This window comes from Streptomyces sp. NPDC026672 (genome assembly GCF_040638185.1).
Taxonomy (GTDB): domain Bacteria; phylum Actinomycetota; class Actinomycetes; order Streptomycetales; family Streptomycetaceae; genus Streptomyces.
The window spans coordinates 66,565-86,009 of the sequence record NZ_JBEZXS010000013.1 but is presented as its reverse complement, the minus strand read 5'-3'; the positions used below and the strand labels follow the sequence as shown (position 1 = coordinate 86,009).

Below are 19,445 nucleotides of genomic sequence, written 5' to 3'. Positions count from 1 at the left end.
GCCGGCCATGCCCGGTAGCCGCACCGGGGGCCGGCCGCCCGTGCAGCGGGCCGTCGGGCGGTCCCCGGTTCCGGGCATCCCGCGCGACCACCCCGTGCTGCGGCTGTACACGCGCGCCCGCAAGGCGTGGGACCGGCCGCTGACCGCGTACTACCTGATCCTCGGCGGCAGTCTGCTGATCACCGTGCTCGGTCTGGTGATGGTGTACTCCGCCTCGCAGATCACCGCGCTCCAGCTGTCGCTGCCCGGCTCGTACTTCTTCCGCAAGCAGTTCCTGGCCGCGGTCCTCGGCGGCGGCCTGATGCTCGCCGCCTCCCGGATGCCGGTGAAGCTGCACCGGGCGCTGGCCTACCCGATCCTCGCGGGCGCCGTCTTCCTGATGGCCCTGGTGCAGATCCCGGGGATAGGGATGTCGGTCAACGGCAACCAGAACTGGATCTCGCTCGGCGGCTCCTTCCAGATCCAGCCCAGCGAGTTCGGCAAGCTCGCGCTCGTGCTGTGGGGCGCCGACCTCATCGCGCGCAAGCACGAGAGGAAGCTGCTGGCCCAGTGGAAGCACATGCTGGTGCCGCTGGTCCCGGTCGCCTTCCTGCTGCTCGGGCTGATCATGCTCGGCGGCGACATGGGCACGGCGATCATCCTCACGGCGATCCTGTTCGGCCTGCTGTGGCTCGCCGGGGCGCCGACCCGGCTGTTCGTCGGCGTGCTCTCGGTCGCCGTCACCATCGGTGTGATCCTGATCAAGACCAGCCCCAACCGGATGGCCCGCCTCCAGTGCATCGGCGCCACCGAACCCGGGCCGGGCGACAGCTGCTGGCAGGCCGTGCACGGCATCTACGCCCTTGCCTCCGGGGGCCTCTTCGGTTCCGGACTCGGCGCGAGTGTGGAGAAATGGGGGCAACTCCCGGAAGCCCACACCGACTTCATCTTCGCCGTCACCGGTGAGGAACTGGGCCTCGCGGGGACACTGTCGGTGCTCGCCCTCTTCGCGGCTCTAGGCTATGCGGGTATCCGCGTGGCCGGACGCACGGAGGACCCCTTCGTGAGGTATGCCGCGGGAGGCGTGACCACCTGGATCACCGCCCAGGCGGTGATCAACATCGGTGCGGTGCTCGGTCTGCTGCCGATCGCCGGCGTCCCGCTCCCGCTGTTCTCCTACGGAGGGTCCGCCCTGCTGCCGACCATGTTCGCCATCGGGCTGCTGATCGCGTTCGCACGAGACGAGCCCGCTGCGCGGGCGGCGCTTGCGATGCGGCAACCCCGCTTTGGTAGAAAGCGGGGGGCCGGGGGTGCTGTGCTGGACCGGGAACCCCGGAGATGGAACACGATGCGACGGCGTGCCTCGGTGGCGCGCCCGTCCGGAGAGCGGTGAATTTCGGTGCATGTCGTACTCGCCGGCGGGGGTACCGCGGGCCACATCGAGCCCGCGCTCGCCCTCGCGGACGCCCTGCGCAGGCAGGACCCGACCGTGGGGATCACGGCCCTGGGCACGGAGCGGGGCCTGGAGACCAGGCTCGTACCGGAGCGCGGCTACGAGCTGGCGCTGATCCCGGCCGTGCCGCTGCCCCGCAAGCCCACCCCCGAGCTGATCACCGTCCCGGGCCGGCTGCGCGGCACGATCAAGGCCGCCGAGCAGATCCTGGAGCGCACCAAGGCGGACGCCGTGGTCGGCTTCGGTGGCTACGTCGCCCTGCCCGGCTATCTCGCCGCCAAGCGCCTCGGTGTGCCCATCGTGATCCACGAGGCCAACGCCCGGCCGGGCCTGGCCAACAAGATCGGCTCGCGCTACGCGGCCCGGGTCGCCGTCTCGACCCCCGACAGCAAGCTGCGTGACGCCCGCTACATCGGCATCCCGCTGCGCCGCTCGATCGCCGTCCTGGACCGCGCCGCGGCGCGCCCGGAGGCCCGCGCCCGCTTCGGCCTCGACCCCAACCTGCCCACGCTGCTGGTCTCCGGCGGCTCGCAGGGCGCCCGCCGCCTCAACGAGGTGATCCAGCAGGTCGCCCCGTGGCTCCAGCAGGCCGGCATCCAGATCCTGCACGCGGTCGGACCGAAGAACGAACTGCCGCAGGTGCACCAGATGCCGGGTATGCCCCCGTACATCCCGGTAGGTTATCTGGACCGGATGGACCTCGCGTACGCCGCGGCCGACATGATGCTCTGCCGCGCGGGCGCGATGACCGTCGCCGAACTCTCCGCCGTCGGACTCCCGGCCGCCTACGTCCCGCTGCCCATCGGCAACGGTGAACAGCGGCTGAACGCCCAGCCGGTGGTCAAGGCCGGCGGTGGGCTGCTGGTCGACGACGCGGAGCTGACCCCGGAGTGGATCCAGCAGAACGTCCTGCCCGTGCTCGCCGACCCGCACCGGCTGTACGAGATGTCCCGTGCCGCCGGTGAGTTCGGCCGCCGGGACGCCGACGAGCTGCTCGTCGGCATGGTGTACGAGGCCATCGCCTCGCGCCGTTAGGACCGTATGACGAAAGGGCAGTGAGCGTGGCCGGACCGACCACCGCCGAGCGCGGTGAACGCCAGCGGGGGTCGTCCGGCCCGCCGCTCGTCCGGCGGCTGCGTCGGCCACGCTTTCGTACGATCGTCATTCTGGCGGTAGTTGTTGTCCTCGTCGGCGCCGGAACCATCTGGCTGCTGTACGGCTCCTCGTGGCTGCGGGCGAAGCGCGTCTCCGTCTCCGGCACCCGCGTGCTGACACCCGCCCAGGTCCGAGCAGCCGCCCAAGTCCCCCTCGGGGAGCCTCTCGTCTCCGTCGACACGGACGCGATCGAGGCCCGGCTGCTGCGCGAACTGCCGCGAATCGACCATGTGGACGTCGCCCGCTCCTGGCCCGGCGGAATCGGCCTGAAAGTGACCGAGCGTACTCCCGTCCTGGTGATCCGGAAGGACGGGAAGTTCGTCGAAGTGGACGACGAAGGTGTCCGGTTCGCCACGGTTCCGAAGGCTCCCCGGCGAGTTCCGGAACTGGAATTGGCTGTTTCTCGTTCCGGTTCGGCCACCGCGAGTCTGCGCCGATTCGGAACCGACCGTCTCGTGCGCGAAGCGGTGGACGTCGCGGGTGTGATTCCAGCCGCGGTCGCCCGGGACGCCCGGACCGTCAAGGTCGTCTCCTACGACGACATCTCACTGGAGTTGAGCGGGGGCCGCACGGTCGCGTGGGGGAGCGGGGAGAACGGGCGTACCAAGGCCCGTGCCCTCCTGGCGCTGATGAAAGCCGCCCCCGGCGCACGGCACTTCGACGTCAGTGCTCCCACCGCCCCCGCGTCATCGGGGAGTTGACGCACATCAGCGCAGGCCAGCACCCTGGTTGGGCACCGCCGTGCCTGATCACATAGGGTGAAAAGAAAAACGGGAGGTTCGGCGTGTTCGTTGAACGTGCGCCACTTGTCGACTTAGTGTCCTGTTCAGAAGACTCCAAGGAACAGGCACACTGGTAACCCTAAACTTCAGCTTTAGGGTTCGGGTCGGCACTCGGACCGTCCCATTCGGCATCAGTCGTCGGATCGCGGCAGGACAGCGAAGCGGCGACACGTAACTCGAGGCGAGAGGCCTTCGACGTGGCAGCACCGCAGAACTACCTCGCAGTCATCAAAGTCATCGGTGTCGGCGGCGGTGGTGTCAATGCCATCAACCGGATGATCGAGGTCGGTCTCAAGGGCGTCGAGTTCATCGCCATCAACACCGACGCGCAGGCGCTGTTGATGAGCGACGCCGACGTTAAGCTGGACGTCGGCCGTGAACTCACGCGAGGACTCGGCGCCGGTGCCAACCCGGCCGTCGGCCGCAAGGCAGCCGAGGACCACCGTGAGGAGATCGAGGAGGTCCTCAAGGGGGCCGACATGGTCTTCGTGACGGCCGGTGAAGGCGGCGGCACCGGCACCGGCGGCGCGCCCGTCGTGGCCAACATCGCCCGCTCCCTGGGCGCCCTCACCATCGGCGTGGTCACGCGCCCCTTCACCTTCGAGGGCCGGCGCCGCGCCAACCAGGCCGAGGACGGCATCGCCGAACTCCGCGAAGAGGTCGACACCCTCATCGTCATCCCGAACGACCGGCTGCTGTCCATCTCGGACCGCCAGGTCTCGGTGCTCGACGCCTTCAAGTCGGCCGACCAGGTCCTCCTCTCCGGTGTCCAGGGCATCACCGACCTCATCACCACGCCCGGCCTCATCAACCTCGACTTCGCCGACGTCAAGTCGGTCATGTCCGAGGCCGGTTCGGCCCTCATGGGCATCGGCTCGGCCCGCGGCGACGACCGCGCGGTGGCCGCCGCCGAGATGGCGATCTCCTCGCCGCTCCTGGAGGCGTCCATCGACGGCGCCCGGGGCGTCCTGCTGTCGATCTCCGGCGGCTCGGACCTCGGCCTCTTCGAGATCAACGAGGCCGCCCAGCTGGTCAGCGAGGCCGCTCACCCCGAGGCCAACATCATCTTCGGCGCGGTCATCGACGACGCGCTCGGCGACGAGGTCCGGGTCACCGTGATCGCGGCCGGCTTCGACGGCGGACAGCCGCCGGCCCGCCGGGAGAACGTCATCGGCTCGTCCTCGTCCTCCTCGGCCCGCCGCGACGAGCCCGCCCCGGCGCGGCAGCAGGAGAGCCGCCCCTCCTTCGGCTCGCTCGGCAGCGTGACGCCGAAGGAGGACCCGCAGCCCGTCTCCGCCCCGGTGAACGAGGCCCCGGTCGCCCCGCCCATCCCGCCGGCGCCGCGGACCTACGCGGACAGCGCCGCCGAGGAGCTGGACGTGCCGGACTTCCTGAAGTGATAGGACAGCGCGACACCGCGAACGGCGCGCACTTCGCCTTCACCGACCGGTGGGGCGGGGTGAGCGCCGTTCCGTACGAGGAGCTCAATCTCGGCGGCGCGGTCGGCGACGACCCCGAGGTGGTACGGACCAACCGGGAGCTGGCCGCCAAGTCGCTCGGCCTCGACCCGGCCCACGTGGTCTGGATGAACCAGGTGCACGGCGCCGACGTCACTGTGGTCGACGGCCCCTGGGGCGAGCGCCCGGTGCCCGAGGTCGACGCCATCGTCACCGTGCGGCGGGGGCTCGCCCTCGCCGTGCTCACCGCCGACTGCACCCCCGTCCTGCTCGCCGACCCCGTCGCGGGGGTCGCCGCCGCGGCCCACGCGGGACGGCCCGGCATGGTCGCCGGGGTCGTCCCCGCGGCCGTGCGCGCGATGATGGAACTGGGTGCGGACCCGGCCCGGATCGTCGCCCGCACCGGACCCGCGGTCTGCGGCCGGTGCTACGAGGTGCCGGAGCGGATGCGCGCCGACGTGAGCGCCGTCGAGCCGGCGGCGCACTCCGAGACGAGCTGGGGCACACCGGCGGTCGACGTGAGCGCCGGGGTGCACGCGCAGCTCGAAAGGCTCGGGGTGCGCGACCGGGAGCAGTCGCCGGTGTGCACGCTGGAGTCGCACGACCACTTCTCGTACCGCCGCGACCGCACCACCGGGCGGCTCGCGGGCTATGTGTGGCTGGACTGATGGGGCATGACGGACCGTAAGGGTGAACTCGCCGCGAACCTGGCGAAGGTGGAGGAGCGCATCGCCGCCGCGTGCGCGGCGGCCGGCCGCAAGCGGGAGGAGGTGACCCTGATCGTGGTCACCAAGACCTACCCGGCGAGTGATGTGCGGATCCTGTCGGAACTCGGTGTGCGTCATGTGGCCGAGAACCGGGACCAGGACGCGGCGCCCAAGGCCGCGCAATGCGCGGATCTGCCCCTCGATTGGCACTTCGTCGGCCAGTTGCAGACCAATAAGGTGCGCTCCGTGGTCGGCTACGCCGATGTCGTGCAGTCCGTCGACCGGGCCCGGCTCGTCACCGCGCTCTCGAAGGAGGCGGAGCGGGCGGGCCGCGAGGTCGGCTGTCTGATCCAGGTCGCGCTCGACGCGGACGAGAACGGGCGGGGTGAACGCGGGGGCGTCGCGCCCGGCGGGGTCGAGGAGTTGGCCGGCCTCGTCGCGGACGCCCCGGGTCTCAGGCTCGGCGGACTCATGACCGTGGCCCCGCTCACCGGGGAGTACGCCGGGCGTCAACGCGATGCGTTCGGGCGGTTGATGGATTTGTCGACCGACCTGCGCCGAGCCCATCCGGCTGCGAACATGGTGTCCGCGGGGATGAGTGCGGACCTCGAGGAGGCCGTGGCGGCCGGAGCGACACATGTGCGCGTCGGCACCGCGGTACTCGGAGTCCGCCCCAGGCTCGGGTAACGTCGCCAAGAAGTCGGACCACAGCAGAAAATATGGTCAATGTCGCCGAAAGGTGGACATGAAGGCCACGTGGATCGCGGGCACTTGGCGGTAGTCGGTCGATCCACCACAGAGCGGAGGACTCAGAGCATGGCCGGCGCGATGCGCAAGATGGCGGTCTACCTCGGCCTCGTGGAGGACGATGGGTACGACGGCCGGGGATTCGACCCCGACGACGACTTCGAGCCCGAACTGGACCCGGAGCCGGAGCGGGACCACCGGCGGCACGAGCCGTCACACCAGTCACATGGTGCACACCAGCCCCAAAGGGACGAACCGGTACGGGTGGTGCAGCCTCCGGCGCCGCGCGACCCGGTGTCCCACGCGACTTCGCTACCCGCGGAATCCGGCCGCCCGGCGCGCATCGCACCCGTGGCGTCCATCACACAAGAACGTCAGTCCCTGGAGAAGAACGCGCCGGTGATCATGCCCAAGGTCGTGTCGGAACGAGAGCCGTACCGGATCACCACGCTCCACCCCCGGACCTACAACGAGGCCCGTACCATCGGGGAACACTTCCGTGAGGGCACACCGGTGATCATGAATCTGACTGAGATGGATGACACAGACGCCAAGCGACTTGTCGACTTTGCGGCCGGTTTGGTGTTTGGTCTTCACGGCAGCATCGAGCGGGTGACGCAGAAGGTGTTCCTGTTGTCGCCTGCTAACGTCGATGTCACGGCGGAGGACAAGGCCCGTATCGCAGAGGGCGGGTTCTTCAACCAGAGCTGAGACGCAACACCGGCAAGAGGCACGGAAACAGGGGAGAGGGAAACACGGGTCATGGGCGTGGTCCTGGATGTCGTCTACATCGCGCTGATGTGCTTCCTCATCGTGCTCATTTTCCGGTTGGTCATGGACTACGTCTTCCAGTTCGCCCGCTCATGGCAGCCCGGCAAGGCGATGGTGGTCGTTCTTGAGGCCACCTACACTGTCACCGATCCACCGCTCAAGCTTCTGCGGCGGTTCATTCCGCCGCTGCGTCTCGGGGGCGTGGCGCTCGACCTGTCCTTCTTCGTACTGATGATCATCGTCTACATCCTGATCTCGATCGTGAGCCGGCTGTGAGCGATGTGAACTACCGTCTTGCCGATGCCGAAGACTACGTTGAGGTGAAGAGATGCCGTTGACCCCCGAGGACGTGCGGAACAAGCAGTTCACGACCGTCCGCCTCCGAGAAGGCTATGACGAGGACGAGGTCGATGCCTTCCTCGACGAGGTCGAAGCCGAGCTGACCCGTCTGCTCCGTGAGAACGAGGACCTGCGGGCCAAGCTGGCCGCGGCGACCCGTGCGGCAGCGCAGAACCAGCAGAACATGCGCAAGCCTCCGGAGCCCCAGGACCAGCAGCAGGGCGGCATGCCTCCGCAGCAGGGCGGAATGCCCCAGCAGGGCGGAATGCCCCAGCAGGGTATGCCCCAGCAGGGTGGAATGCCCCAGGGCGGCATGCCTCAGGGTGGAATGCCTCCGGGTGGCATGCCTCAGCAGGGTATGCGAGGTCCGGGCGCTCCGGTGCCCGCCGGCATATCTGGCCCGCCGCAGCAGCAGATGGGTGGCCCCATGGGTGGTCCGCCCCAGCTGCCGAGCGGTGCCCCGCAGCTGCCCGCCGGCCCGGGCGGTCAGGGTCCGGGTCCGCAGGGTCCCGGTCCCATGGGTCAGGGACCCATGGGTCAAGGTCCGATGGGCCAGGGCCAGATGGGTCAGGGTCCGATGGGCCAGGGCCCCATGGGCGGTCAGCCGCCCATGCAGCAGCAGATGGGTGGTCCGATGGGCGGCCCCATGGGTGGTCCCATGGGCGGCCCCGGTCAGGGCCCCGGTGGCGACAGTGCCGCCCGAGTCCTCTCGCTGGCCCAGCAGACCGCCGACCAGGCGATCGCCGAGGCCCGTTCCGAGGCCAACAAGATCGTCGGCGAGGCGCGCAGCCGTGCCGAGGGTCTGGAGCGCGACGCCCGTGCCAAGGCCGACGCGCTGGAGCGGGACGCGCAGGAGAAGCACCGCGTCGCCATGGGCTCCCTGGAGTCCGCGCGCGCCACGCTGGAGCGCAAGGTCGAGGACCTGCGCGGCTTCGAGCGCGAGTACCGCACGCGCCTGAAGTCGTACCTGGAGTCGCAGCTGCGTCAGCTGGAGACCCAGGCCGACGACTCGCTCGCCCCGCCGCGCACCCCGACGGCGCCCTCCCTCCCGCCGTCCCCGGCGCCCTCGATGGCCCCGGCCGGCGCGAGCGCCCCGTCCTACGGCGGCAACCAGGGCATGGGTGGCCCCGCCCCGGCGGGTCCGTCCTACGGCGGCCAGCAGCAGATGTCCCCGGCGATGACCCAGCCGATGGCGCCGGTGCGCCCGCAGGGTCCGTCCCCGATGGGTCAGGCTCCCTCGCCGATGCGCGGGTTCCTGATCGACGAGGACGACAACTGAGTGGCCTGACGGCCAGGAGCACGCCAGAGGCGTCGGCATCGTTCAACAGGGCGGGGCCCCGGATCACCTTCCGGGGCCCCGCCCTTGTGCTACGCGTGTTCACGGTTTATGGGCCAACCGCACACACTTGATCCCCACATGTTCCCCGCGCACCGGGTTCGTGCCAGGCCGGACGGGCGGGGCCGATCGCCGGGGCGGCCGGTGGGGGCCGACGGCGATCGGCCCCCGCGGGCGACGCCCGCTTCCCGGCCGGCCGGGTGGTGCCCGGGGGATCAGACCTTGCGGAGACGGAACGTCAGCGACAGACCTTCGTCGGTGAAGGCGGAGCCGTACGTGGCGTCGGCCTCCCCCTGCCCGAACTCCACCGCCAGCACCTCGTCCGAGATCAGCCCCGAGTGCTCGCTCAGGGCGGCGATCACCGCGGTGTCCGTCGACGTCCACCGCAGCGCGATCCGGTCGGCGACGTCCAGCCCGCTGTTCTTGCGCGCCTCCTGGATGAGCCGGATCGCGTCCCGGGCGAGCCCGGCCTGCCGCAGCTCCTCGGTGATCTCCAGGTCGAGCGCCACCGTCGCACCGGAGTCGGACGCCACCGACCACCCCTCGCGCGGGGTCTCGGTGATGATCACCTCGTCCGGCGCCAGCGTCACCGTCTCGCCGTCGACCTCCACCGACGCCGTGCCCTCCCGCAGCGCCAGCGACAGCGCCGCCGCGTCCGCGTCGGCGACCGCCTTGGCGACGTCCTGCACCCGCTTGCCGAACCGCTTGCCCAGCGCGCGGAAGTTCGCCTTGGCCGTGGTGTCGACCAGCGAGCCGCCCACCTCGGACAGCGAGGCGAGCGAGGAGACGTTCAGCTCCTCCGTGATCTGCGCGTGCAGCTCGGGGTGCAGGGACTCGAAGCCGGCCGCCGCGATGAGCGCCCGCGACAGCGGCTGCCGGGTCTTGACGCCCGACTCCGCGCGCGTGGCACGGCCGAGCTCCACCAGCCGGCGCACCAGCACCATGTCCTTCGACAGCTCCGGGTCGATCGCGGACAGGTCCGTCTCCGGCCAGGACGCCAGGTGCACCGACTCCGGCGCACCGGGGGTGACCGGCACGACCAGGTCCTGCCAGACCCGCTCGGTGATGAACGGCGTCAGCGGCGCCATGAGCTTGGTGACCGTCTCGACGACCTCGTGCAGGGTGCGCAGCGCGGCCTTGTCGCCCTGCCAGAAGCGGCGCCGGGAGCGGCGTACGTACCAGTTGGACAGGTCGTCGACGAACGCGGACAGGAGCTTGCCGGCGCGCTGCGTGTCGTACGCCTCCAGGGACTGCGTGACCTGGTCGGTGAGCGCGTGCAGCTCGGACAGCAGCCAGCGGTCCAGGACCGGGCGCTCGGCCGGGGCCGGGTCGGCGGCGGACGGCGCCCAGTTCGACGTACGGGCGTACAGCGCCTGGAAGGCGACCGTGTTCCAGTACGTCAGCAGCGTCTTGCGGACGACCTCCTGGATCGTGCCGTGGCCGACGCGGCGGGCCGCCCACGGGGAGCCGCCGGCCGCCATGAACCAGCGCACCGCGTCCGCGCCGTGCTGGTCCATCAGCGGGATCGGCTGGAGGATGTTGCCCAGGTGCTTGGACATCTTCCGGCCGTCCTCGGCGAGGATGTGACCGAGGCAGACCACGTTCTCGTACGACGACTTGTCGAAGACCAGCGTGCCGACCGCCATCAGCGTGTAGAACCAGCCGCGGGTCTGGTCGATCGCCTCGGAGATGAACTGCGCCGGGTACCGGCTCTCGAACAGCTCCTTGTTCTTGTACGGGTAGCCCCACTGCGCGAACGGCATGGACCCCGAGTCGTACCAGGCGTCGATGACCTCCGGCACGCGCGTGGCCGTCGCCGAGCACTGCGGGCAGGCGAACGTGACCTCGTCGATGTACGGGCGGTGCGGGTCGAGCCCGGACTGGTCGGTGCCGGTCAGCTCGGTCAGCTCCGCGCGGGAGCCGACGACCGTGAGGTGGTCCTCCGCGCAGCGCCAGATCGGCAGCGGCGTGCCCCAGTAGCGGTTGCGGGACAGCGCCCAGTCGATGTTGTTGTTCAGCCAGTCGCCGTACCGGCCGTTCTTGACCGTGTCCGGGAACCAGTTGGTCCGCTCGTTCTCCGCGAGCAGCCGGTCCTTGATCGCCGTGGTGCGGATGTACCAGGACGGCTGCGCGTAGTAGAGCAGCGCGGTGTGGCAGCGCCAGCAGTGCGGGTAGCTGTGCTCGTACGGCACGTGCCGGAACAGGCGCCCGCGCGCGGCGAGGTCCTCGGTGAGCCGCTCGTCGGCCTTCTTGAAGAAGACGCCGCCGACCAGGGGCACGTCCTCCTCGAACGTGCCGTCGGGGCGGACGGGGTTGATGACCGGCAGGCCGTACGCGCGGCCGACCTTGAGGTCGTCCTCTCCGAAGGCGGGGGACTGGTGGACCAGACCGGTGCCGTCCTCGGTGGTGACGTACTCGGCGTTGACCACGTACAGGGCGCCGCCCGTGGACTCGGGGACCTCGACCAGCTCGAAGGGCCGCTCGTACGTCCAGCGCTCCATCTCGGCGCCGGTGAAGGTCTCACCGGTGGGCTCCCAGCCCTCGCCGAGCGCCTTGGCGAGGAGCGGCTCGGCGACGACGAGCTTCTCCGTGCCGTCCGTCGCGACGACGTAGGTCACCTCGGGGTGCGCGGCGACCGCCGCGTTGGACACCAGGGTCCAGGGGGTCGTCGTCCACACCAGGAGGGCGGCCTCGCCGGCGAGCGGACCGGAGGTGAGCGGGAAGCGGACGTAGACGGAGGGGTCGACGACCGTCTCGTAGCCCTGCGCCAGCTCGTGGTCGGACAGGCCGGTGCCGCAGCGCGGGCACCAGGGTGCGACCCGGTGGTCCTGGACCAGCAGGCCCTTGTCGAAGATCTCCTTCAGCGACCACCAGACCGACTCGATGTACTCGGGGTCCATCGTGCGGTAGGCGTCGTCCAGGTCGACCCAGTAGCCCATGCGGGTCGTCAGGTCGGTGAAGGCGTCGGTGTGGCGGGTCACGGACTCGCGGCACCTGGCGTTGAACTCGGCGATGCCGTACGCCTCGATGTCCTGCTTGCCGGAGAAGCCCAGCTCCTTCTCGACCGCCAGCTCCACCGGCAGGCCGTGGCAGTCCCAGCCGGCCTTGCGGCCCACGTGGTAGCCGCGCATGGTGCGGAAGCGGGGGAAGACGTCCTTGAAGACGCGGGCCTCGATGTGGTGCGCACCGGGCATGCCGTTGGCGGTCGGCGGGCCCTCGTAGAACACCCACTCGGGACGGCCCGCGGACTGGTCCAGGCTCTTGGCGAAGATCTTCTGTTCGCGCCAGAAGTCGAGCACCGCGTGCTCCAGCGCGGGCAGGTCGACCTGGGCGGGGACCGATCGGTACGTCGGCTCTGTCATCTGGGAGCTTCCTCCAACGGACGTGCTGCCTTCCGTCGGAGGGACGAGAGCCTTGTGCCTACGCCGTGTGCGGCGCGCTCCCGCGGTACCACCCTCCTTGGCCCGCCGGGCGCCGTGTGCGCCGGTGAGCCCCCTCATTGGGGTCGCGATGCCGGCTCTACTCGCCCTGCTGGGCTTTCTTCCGGCGGCTCCGGGGTGATCTTCGCGTCGCGCTCGCCCCCGGGCTCCCACCGTCCCCGGGTCGCTCTCGGCTGCGTACGCCGCTACTCGTCCCCATCCACGCTTTTCGCTCCGCCCAGTGTACGGCGCCCCGCGGACAGCGGCCGACCGGATTTCGAAGGTCCGGAGGGCGGGCCGGACCGGGGGCCGGAGTGACCCGAACGGCGTTGCACGGGTGTTCGCATCCTGGGACGAGGGGCTCGGCGGATTACCCGGCGGGGAGCTGGGCACAACGGATGCATGCTCGTGAGGAGGGGGGCGCGGGCCGGGCGGATCGGGCGGCGTGCCCCGTTGCCGCGGGACTGAAGTCGATTTATCGTCCCAGCACGATTCGCGAGCAAAATCACAGTATGTGAAGGGGCCGCGGCCATGGTGGCGAAGAAGACCGCCGTACAGCAGTCGGCGTCCAGGAGCCCGAAGGGCGCGGGGGCCTCCGGCGGCCCGGCCGGGGAGACAGGGGGCAGGAAGAACGCCGCCGGGAAAGCGGCCGCCAAGAAGACGGCTGCCAAGAAGGCTGCTGCCAAGAAGACGGGGGCCAGGAAGACGGCCGAGAAGGCGACGGACGCCAAGAAGGCGGAGGCCGGGACCGCCGGGGGTGCGGAGGCGACCGCCAGGAAGGCGGCTGCCGAAAAGCCCGGTGCGACCAGGCCGAACGCCGAGGCACCCGCGAGGAGGACAGGCGCGAGGAGCACCCGCGCGGAGGGCGGGGCGGCCGACGAGGCCGTCGGGGCGGCGAGTGCGCCCCGCAAGAAGACCGCGGGCGGCAAGAGCAAGGCCAAGAAGGCGGGCGCGGCGCGGGCCGCGAAGCAGACGGGAGCCACGACGGTGGTTGCGAAGAAGACTCCTGGCACGGCCACGGCGGCCAAGACCGCCGTCCCCAAGGCGCGGGCCGCCGCGGTGGAGCCCGGCGAACTCGCGGTGCGTCCCGGTGAGGACCCGTGGACGCCGGAGGAGGTCGAGGCGGCCCGCGCGGAGCTGCTCTCGGAGGGGGCGCGGCTGAGGGCCGAGCTCGACTCGTCCGAGCAGGCCCTCGCGGGTCTGATGCGGGACTCCGGGGACGGCGCGGGCGACGACCAGGCGGACACGGGCACGAAGAACATCACGCGCGAGCACGAACTGGCGCTGGCCGCCAACGCGCGCGAGATGCTCGTCCAGACCGAGCGCGCCCTGGCCCGGCTGGACGCGGGCACGTACGGCCTGTGCGAGAACTGCGGCAATCCCATCGGCAAGGCCCGCATGCAGGCGTTCCCGCGGGCCACCCTGTGCGTGGAGTGCAAGCAGAAGCAGGAACGCCGCTACTGAGCGTGTGGGTCGTCCGGGGCGTGCCGTACTCTCGTCCTCAGTCAGGCACCTAGGTTGAGGGACTCACGTGGCAGAGGCGGAGCGCATCATCGGTACGCCGGACACCCCGGACGGCAGCGGAGATCAGCCGGCGGCCCCCGCGCCCGGCGTGTCGGACGGCCTCGGCGCGGACGTGCGGGCCGTCGCGGACGGGCGCCCCCGGCGCGGACGCCGTGTCGCCGTGCTCTTCGCGGTGGCCGCCTTCGCGTACGCCCTCGACCTGGTCAGCAAGATGATCGTGGTCGCCAGGCTGGAGCACCACGCGCCCATCCAGGTCGTCGGGGACTGGCTGGAGTTCAACGCCATCCGCAACCCGGGCGCCGCCTTCGGCTTCGGGCAGGCGTTCACCATCATCTTCACGGTGATCGCCGCGGCCGTGATCGTGGTGATCATCCGTCTCGCCCGCAAGCTCTACAGCCTGCCCTGGGCGATCGCGCTCGGCCTGCTCCTCGGCGGTGCGCTCGGCAACCTGACCGACCGTGTCTTCCGTTCGCCCGGCGTCTTCGAGGGCGAGGTCGTCGACTTCATCGCCCCCAAGGGCTTCGCGGTGTTCAACCTGGCCGACTCGGCGATCGTCTGCGGCGGCATCCTGATCGTCCTGCTGTCCTTCCGCGGCCTGGACCCGGACGGGACCGTCCACAAGGACTGAGGGCGGGCGTACGGGGCCGTCCGCCCCGTCCGGCATACTCGACGGGTGAGCACGCTTCCCGAGATCCGCACCCTGCCCGTGCCCGACGGCCTGGAGGGCGAGCGCGTCGACGCCGCCATCTCCCGCATGTTCGGCTTCTCCCGCACCAAGGCGGCCGAGCTGGCCGGTTCGGGCAAGGTCCAGGTCGACGGCTCGGTGGTCGGCAAGTCCGAGCGGGTGCGCGGCGGTGCCTGGCTGGAGGTCGAGATGCCGCAGGCGCCCGCGCCCGTGCAGATCGTCGCCGAGCCGGTCGAGGGCATGGAGATCGTGCACGACGACGACGACGTCGTGGTGATCGTCAAGCCGGTCGGCGTGGCCGCGCATCCGTCGCCCGGCTGGTCCGGCCCGACCGTCATCGGCGGCCTCGCCGCCGCCGGGTACCGGATCTCGACCTCCGGCGCCGCCGAGCGCCAGGGCATCGTGCACCGCCTGGACGTGGGCACGTCCGGCCTGATGGTCGTCGCCAAGTCCGAGTACGCGTACACGTCGCTCAAGCGCCAGTTCAAGGAGCGCACGGTCGACAAGCGCTACCACACGCTGGTCCAGGGCCACCCCGACCCGACCAGCGGCACCATCGACGCCCCCATCGGCCGTCACCCCCAGCACGACTACAAGTGGGCCGTCACGGCCGACGGCAAGCCCTCGGTGACCCACTACGACCTCGTCGAGGCGTTCCGCGCGGCCTCCCTGCTCGACGTGAAGCTGGAGACGGGCCGCACCCACCAGATCCGCGTCCACATGTCCGCCCACCGCCACCCCTGCGTGGGCGACCTGACCTACGGCGCCGACCCCACCCTCGCCAAGCGGCTCCGGCTCACCCGCCAGTGGCTGCACGCCGTGCGGCTCGGCTTCGAGCACCCCGGTGACGGCGGCTGGGTCGAGTTCGAGAGCGACTACCCCGAGGACCTCCGGCAGGCCCTCGACCAGGTGCGTGAGGAGACCTACGCGTGAGCACGCCGTACGAGGTGCGGGTCGCCGAGGACCCCGACGACCGCGAGGCGTGCTTCGCGGTGCGCAAGGAGGTCTTCGTCGTCGAGCAGGGCGTCCCGCAGGACATCGAGTACGACGCGTACGACCCCGGCGCCGTGCACGTGCTCGCGGTCCGCGCGGACGGCGTGCCGCTCGGCACCGGCCGGCTGCTGCACGGCGAGGCGGCGGCCGCGAAGAACGGCGGCGACCCGTCGGTGGGCTCGCTGGGGCGGCTCGCCGTGGCGAAGGAGGCCCGCGGGCTCGGCATAGGCGTGGCGCTGGTGCGGGCCATCGAGGACGCCGCACGCGCGCGCGGACTGACCGCGGTCGACCTGCACGCCCAGACGCACGCCCTGGGCTTCTACGAGCGGCTGGGCTACGAGCCGTACGGCCCGGAGTACCCGGAGGCGGGCATCCCGCACCGGGCCATGCGCCGCACCTTCTAGAAGCGCCCGGCACCGGAGCGCCCCGAAGGACGCAAGGGGCGCGGGGACTGCGCGACCGGCCACGAACCACCCGCAGACGAAGCACGGCACAAACACATCGTGCCGTGCCCACCCCGGGCCGACCGCCGGGGCAGGCTGAACATCGCCGTGTGACCGCAGACGCCCGGAGGGTGCCGTGGACCAGCTGGCCCTGTTGTTCGTGTTGCTGCTCGGGGCCCTGGTGAGCGTCCCGGTCGGGGAACGGTTCGCGCTGCCGGCGCCGGTCCTGATGACCCTGCTCGGGATCGTGCTCGCGGTGCTGGACTTCGTGCCGGACGTGGACATCCCGCCCGAGCTGATCCTGCCCGCGCTGCTGCCGCCGCTGCTGTACGCGGCGGTGCGGCGCACGTCCTGGCGGCAGTTCGCGGCCAACAGACGGCCGATCTTCCTGCTGGCCGTCGCCCTGGTGTTCGTCACCACGGTCTCGGTGGCGTTCGTCGCCGGCGCGATCGTGCCCGGCCTGCCGATCGCCGCTGCCGTGGCGCTGGGCGCGTTGGTCGCGCCGCCGGACCCGGTCGCGGCCACCGCCGTCGCGGGACGGCTCGGGCTGCCGCGCCGGCTCGTGTCGATCCTGGAGGGCGAGGGGCTGTTCAACGACGTCACGGCGATCGTGCTGTACCACGTGGCGATCGCCGCGGTCGTCAGCGGCGAGTTCTCGCCCTGGCGGGCCGGCCTCGACCTGGTGCTGTCCGCGGTGGTCGCGCTCGTCGTCGGCCTCGTGCTCGGCTGGGGCGCGAACCGGCTGATGGACCTGCTGGAGGACCCGACCCTCCAGATCGGGCTGACCCTGCTGGTGCCCTACGCCTCGTACGTCCTCGCCGAGGAGCTGCACGGCTCCGGTGTGCTCGCGGTGCTCACCACCGCCCTGTTCCTGTCCGAGTACGCCACCGACGCCGACGACGTGATGACACGGCTGGCGGGGCACACCTTCTGGGACATCGTGGACACCCTGGTCACCGGGGTCGCGTTCGGGCTGATCGGCCTCGAACTGCACAACGCGATCCGGACGGCGTCCGGGCGGTGGGGCGAGCTGCTGGGCTGGGCGGCGGCGATCGTGGGCGTCGTGGTGGTCGTACGGCTGCTGTGGCTGCTGCCCGCGACCTGGCTCACCAAGCGGATGCACGCCCGCCGCGACTACGACGAGGAGATCCCGACGGGGTGGCGGGAGACCGTAGTGATGTGGTGGTCCGGGATGCGCGGGGTGGCCTCCGTGGCGCTGGCGCTCGCCGTGCCGCTGCGCACCGAGGCGGGGACGCCGTTCCCCGACCGGGACGAGATCGTGTTCATCGCGTTCGGGGTGATCGTCGGAACGCTGGTGCTCCAGGGGCTCACGCTGCCGTGGCTGGTGAGACGGCTGGGGGTGCAGGCGGACACCGAGCGGGAGAAGGAGTTCGAGAAGCAACTGGCGCTGCGGGCTGCGAAGGCGGCGAAGACACGGCTGCGGGAGATCGAGCAGGTCGAGGAGCTGCCGGAGGAGCTGTCCGAGCAGATGCTGCGGCGGGCCTTCGAGATCGGGGTGCGGATCAGTCCCGACGTGGGGGAGGACGAGCGGCGGGAGGCGCATCAGCAGCGGGTGCGCAGACTGAAGCGGGTGCGGCGCATCCAGGGGGAGATGCTCAGCGCGGCCCGGCACGAGGTGCTGGCGGCGCGCAGCGAGGCGGGGGCCGACCCGGAGATCGTGGACCGGGTGCTGCGCCACCTCGACGTGCGCAGCCTGCGCTGAGGAGGCACCTCCCGTGCCTGTGCCCGTGCCCGTGCCCGAGCCGGTCCGGTCCGGTCATACGAGCACACCGGGGCTGTGGACAGTTCGCGGCACCGGAATCGGCGGGCTCGTAGTCTCACGGCGTGAGAGGTGCGCGACATGAGAGGCGCGCGGCACGGGAGGTGCGGGACATGGGAGTCGAGGAGCGTGCGGTGTCAGCCGGTGACGGGCGGGCGGACGGCGTCCGCCGTGTTCACCCGCGGCAGCGCGTAGGGGTGTTCGTCCGTCAGCCAGCGGATCATCCGCTCGCGGACCGTGACGCGTACGGTCCACACGTCGTCCGCGTCCTTCGCGGTCACGATCGCCCGCACCTCCATGGTGCTCGGCGTCGAGTCGGTGACCGCCAGGCCATAGGCGCGGCCGTCCCACGCGGGGCAGTCGCGCAGGATCTCCTGGAGCTTCTCGCGCATCGCCTCGACGGGCGCCGTGTGGTCGACGTGCCAGAACACCACCCCGGTCATCTCGGGGGTGCCGCGGGACCAGTTCTCGAAGGGCTTCGCGGTGAAGTACGACACGGGCATGGTGATCCGGCGCTCGTCCCAGGTCCGCACGGTCAGGTACGTCAGGGTGATCTCCTCGACCGTGCCCCACTCCCCGTCCACGACGACCGTGTCGCCGAGCCGCACCATGTCGCCGAAGGCGATCTGGAGACCGGCGAACAGATTGGACAGCGTGGACTGGGCGGCGACACCGGCCACGATGCCCAGGATGCCGGCCGAGGCCAGCAGGGAGGCGCCGGCCGCGCGCATCGCGGGGAAGGTCAGCAGCATCGCGGCCACGGCCACCACACCGACGACCGCCGTCACCACCCGCATGATCAGCGACACCTGGGTGCGGACGCGGCGCACCCGCGCGGCGTCGTGGTGGACGCGGGCATAGCGGGTGTACGAGGTCTCGACGACCGCCGCCGCGATCCGCACCAGCAGCCAGGCGACCGAGCCGATGAGGACCAAGGTCAGCGTGCGGCCGATCCCTACCCGGTGGGCCTCCAGCAGCCTCGCCGTGTCGTAGGAGCCGCGCAGCAGCGCCGCGCACAGCATCAGCTGGTACGGGACGCGGGCGCGGCGCAGGAGACCCCACAGGGGCGTCTCCCGGTGGCGTTCGTCGGCCTTGCGCAGCAACAGGTCCGTGACCCAGCCGATCAGCAGGGTGAGGACGACGGAACCGCCGACGACGATCAGTGGGCGGAGAACGTTATCCATGCCGGAGAACGTAACCGGCCCGAGCGGCCATGAACATGTGTGTTCGGGAAGGAGGTGGGTACGGCCGCGGTGCGGTGACGGGAATCACGGCTGGCACGATGGCCTCATGAACATCATGCTCTTTCACTCGACCTACGGTCCGCGGCCCGCCGTGCGGGAGGCGGCCGGCCGACTGCGCGACGCGGGGCACGAGGTGTGGACCCCGGACCTCTTCGAGGGGCGCACGTTCGAGACGGTCGAGGAGGGCATGGCCTTCAACGAGTCCATCGGCAAGGACGAGTTGCTGAGGCGGGCGGTCCTCGCGGCGGCGCCCTACTCGGAACGGGGCCTGGTGTACGCGGGGTTCTCGCTCGGGGCCTCGATCGCCCAGACGCTGGCACTCGGCGACGAGCGGGCGCGCGGGCTGCTGCTCCTGCACGGCACCTCCGACATCGCGCCGAACGCCACCGCGGACGACCTGCCGGTCCAACTGCACGTGGCGGAGCCGGACCCGTTCGAGACGGACGACTGGCTGAGCGCCTGGTACCTCCGGATGGGCCGGACGGGAGCCGACGTGGAGGTGTACCGGTACGCCGGGGCGGGCCATCTCTACACCGACCCCGGTCTGCCGGACTACGACGAGGAGGCGGCCGAGGCCACCTGGCGGGTGGCGCTCGGCTTCCTCGACAGCCTGTAGGACCGGCCGGCTCCC

17 protein-coding genes are annotated in these 19,445 nt (G+C 71.1%); 15 read left to right on the top strand and 2 right to left on the bottom strand.

What is annotated here, in order from left to right:
- The first annotated feature begins 7 nt into the window (after positions 1-7).
- The 9 genes from ftsW to AB0F77_RS17370 all read left to right on the top strand — a co-directional run bounded on the left by ftsW (position 8) and on the right by AB0F77_RS17370 (position 8,669).
- The gene (ftsW, locus tag AB0F77_RS17410) at positions 8-1,372 is read left to right on the top strand and encodes a putative lipid II flippase FtsW (protein ID WP_361948531.1); all 1,365 of its coding nucleotides are present in this window, start codon (positions 8-10) and stop codon (positions 1,370-1,372) included.
- Between the two features lie 6 nt (positions 1,373-1,378).
- Positions 1,379-2,467, top strand: coding sequence for an undecaprenyldiphospho-muramoylpentapeptide beta-N-acetylglucosaminyltransferase (gene murG / locus AB0F77_RS17405; protein ID WP_361948528.1), 1,089 nt, complete (start codon positions 1,379-1,381; stop codon positions 2,465-2,467).
- A gap of 26 nt (positions 2,468-2,493) precedes the next feature.
- Positions 2,494-3,288 (top strand): FtsQ-type POTRA domain-containing protein, encoded by a 795-nt coding sequence (locus AB0F77_RS17400; protein ID WP_361948525.1) that lies wholly within the window; start codon positions 2,494-2,496, stop codon positions 3,286-3,288.
- A 278-nt stretch (positions 3,289-3,566) separates the two neighbouring features.
- Positions 3,567-4,769, top strand: coding sequence for a cell division protein FtsZ (ftsZ, locus tag AB0F77_RS17395; protein ID WP_361948522.1), 1,203 nt, complete (start codon positions 3,567-3,569; stop codon positions 4,767-4,769).
- The gene (pgeF, locus tag AB0F77_RS17390) at positions 4,766-5,494 is read left to right on the top strand and encodes a peptidoglycan editing factor PgeF (protein WP_361948519.1); all 729 of its coding nucleotides are present in this window, start codon (positions 4,766-4,768) and stop codon (positions 5,492-5,494) included. The genes ftsZ and pgeF overlap by 4 nt, the downstream gene beginning before the upstream one ends.
- Before the next feature lie 6 nt (positions 5,495-5,500).
- Entirely contained in the window at positions 5,501-6,220 is a 720-nt protein-coding gene (locus AB0F77_RS17385) for a YggS family pyridoxal phosphate-dependent enzyme (protein WP_361948516.1), read from the top strand.
- Between the two features lie 129 nt (positions 6,221-6,349).
- The gene (gene sepF, locus AB0F77_RS17380) at positions 6,350-6,991 is read left to right on the top strand and encodes a cell division protein SepF (RefSeq protein WP_361948513.1); all 642 of its coding nucleotides are present in this window, start codon (positions 6,350-6,352) and stop codon (positions 6,989-6,991) included.
- Between the two features lie 51 nt (positions 6,992-7,042).
- On the top strand, positions 7,043-7,327 hold the full coding sequence (locus AB0F77_RS17375; protein ID WP_067014924.1) for a YggT family protein: 285 nt from the start codon (positions 7,043-7,045) through the stop codon (positions 7,325-7,327).
- Between the two features lie 52 nt (positions 7,328-7,379).
- Positions 7,380-8,669, top strand: coding sequence for a DivIVA domain-containing protein (locus tag AB0F77_RS17370; RefSeq protein WP_361948510.1), 1,290 nt, complete (start codon positions 7,380-7,382; stop codon positions 8,667-8,669).
- A gap of 272 nt (positions 8,670-8,941) precedes the next feature.
- Here AB0F77_RS17370 and ileS read toward each other — a convergent pair whose 3' ends face one another.
- Entirely contained in the window at positions 8,942-12,088 is a 3,147-nt protein-coding gene (gene ileS / locus AB0F77_RS17365; protein WP_361948507.1) for an isoleucine--tRNA ligase, read from the bottom strand.
- 588 nt (positions 12,089-12,676) lie between these two features.
- On the opposite strand from ileS, the gene AB0F77_RS17360 reads away from it, so the two are divergent.
- From AB0F77_RS17360 to AB0F77_RS17340, 5 genes are all read left to right on the top strand, one after another.
- Positions 12,677-13,609, top strand: a complete 933-nt coding sequence (locus AB0F77_RS17360) for a TraR/DksA family transcriptional regulator (protein WP_361948504.1) — start codon at positions 12,677-12,679, stop codon at positions 13,607-13,609.
- A gap of 67 nt (positions 13,610-13,676) precedes the next feature.
- Complete coding sequence (lspA, locus tag AB0F77_RS17355) at positions 13,677-14,297, top strand: signal peptidase II (RefSeq protein WP_361948501.1); 621 nt, start codon at positions 13,677-13,679, stop codon at positions 14,295-14,297.
- A 45-nt stretch (positions 14,298-14,342) separates the two neighbouring features.
- Positions 14,343-15,287 (top strand): RluA family pseudouridine synthase, encoded by a 945-nt coding sequence (locus AB0F77_RS17350; RefSeq protein WP_361948498.1) that lies wholly within the window; start codon positions 14,343-14,345, stop codon positions 15,285-15,287.
- Positions 15,284-15,751: a GNAT family N-acetyltransferase gene (locus AB0F77_RS17345; RefSeq protein ID WP_361948495.1), complete on the top strand. Its 468-nt coding sequence runs from the start codon at positions 15,284-15,286 to the stop codon at positions 15,749-15,751. Before AB0F77_RS17350 ends, AB0F77_RS17345 begins: the two co-directional genes overlap by 4 nt.
- Positions 15,752-15,926: 175 nt before the next feature.
- Positions 15,927-17,513, top strand: a complete 1,587-nt coding sequence (locus tag AB0F77_RS17340; RefSeq protein WP_361948492.1) for a Na+/H+ antiporter — start codon at positions 15,927-15,929, stop codon at positions 17,511-17,513.
- A 194-nt stretch (positions 17,514-17,707) separates the two neighbouring features.
- Here the strand turns inward: AB0F77_RS17340 and AB0F77_RS17335 are convergent, their stop codons facing one another.
- Positions 17,708-18,754, bottom strand: a complete 1,047-nt coding sequence (locus AB0F77_RS17335; protein ID WP_361948489.1) for a mechanosensitive ion channel domain-containing protein — start codon at positions 18,752-18,754, stop codon at positions 17,708-17,710.
- Between the two features lie 106 nt (positions 18,755-18,860).
- On the opposite strand from AB0F77_RS17335, the gene AB0F77_RS17330 reads away from it, so the two are divergent.
- The gene (locus AB0F77_RS17330; protein WP_361948486.1) at positions 18,861-19,430 is read left to right on the top strand and encodes a dienelactone hydrolase family protein; all 570 of its coding nucleotides are present in this window, start codon (positions 18,861-18,863) and stop codon (positions 19,428-19,430) included.
- Positions 19,431-19,445 lie beyond the last annotated feature (15 nt).

Excerpts from the sequence above, each read along its gene's own strand:
- ftsW (WP_361948531.1), top strand. The coding sequence starts at position 8 with ATGCCCGGTAGCCGCACCGGGGGCCGGCCGCCCGTGCAGCGGGCCGTC.
- AB0F77_RS17385 (WP_361948516.1), top strand. The coding sequence starts at position 5,501 with ATGACGGACCGTAAGGGTGAACTCGCCGCGAACCTGGCGAAGGTGGAG.
- sepF (WP_361948513.1), top strand. The coding sequence starts at position 6,350 with ATGGCCGGCGCGATGCGCAAGATGGCGGTCTACCTCGGCCTCGTGGAG.
- AB0F77_RS17375 (WP_067014924.1), top strand. The coding sequence starts at position 7,043 with ATGGGCGTGGTCCTGGATGTCGTCTACATCGCGCTGATGTGCTTCCTC.
- AB0F77_RS17370 (WP_361948510.1), top strand. The coding sequence starts at position 7,380 with ATGCCGTTGACCCCCGAGGACGTGCGGAACAAGCAGTTCACGACCGTC.
- ileS (WP_361948507.1), bottom strand. The coding sequence starts at position 12,088 with ATGACAGAGCCGACGTACCGATCGGTCCCCGCCCAGGTCGACCTGCCC.
- AB0F77_RS17360 (WP_361948504.1), top strand. The coding sequence starts at position 12,677 with ATGGTGGCGAAGAAGACCGCCGTACAGCAGTCGGCGTCCAGGAGCCCG.
- AB0F77_RS17335 (WP_361948489.1), bottom strand. The coding sequence starts at position 18,754 with ATGGATAACGTTCTCCGCCCACTGATCGTCGTCGGCGGTTCCGTCGTC.
- AB0F77_RS17330 (WP_361948486.1), top strand. The coding sequence starts at position 18,861 with ATGAACATCATGCTCTTTCACTCGACCTACGGTCCGCGGCCCGCCGTG.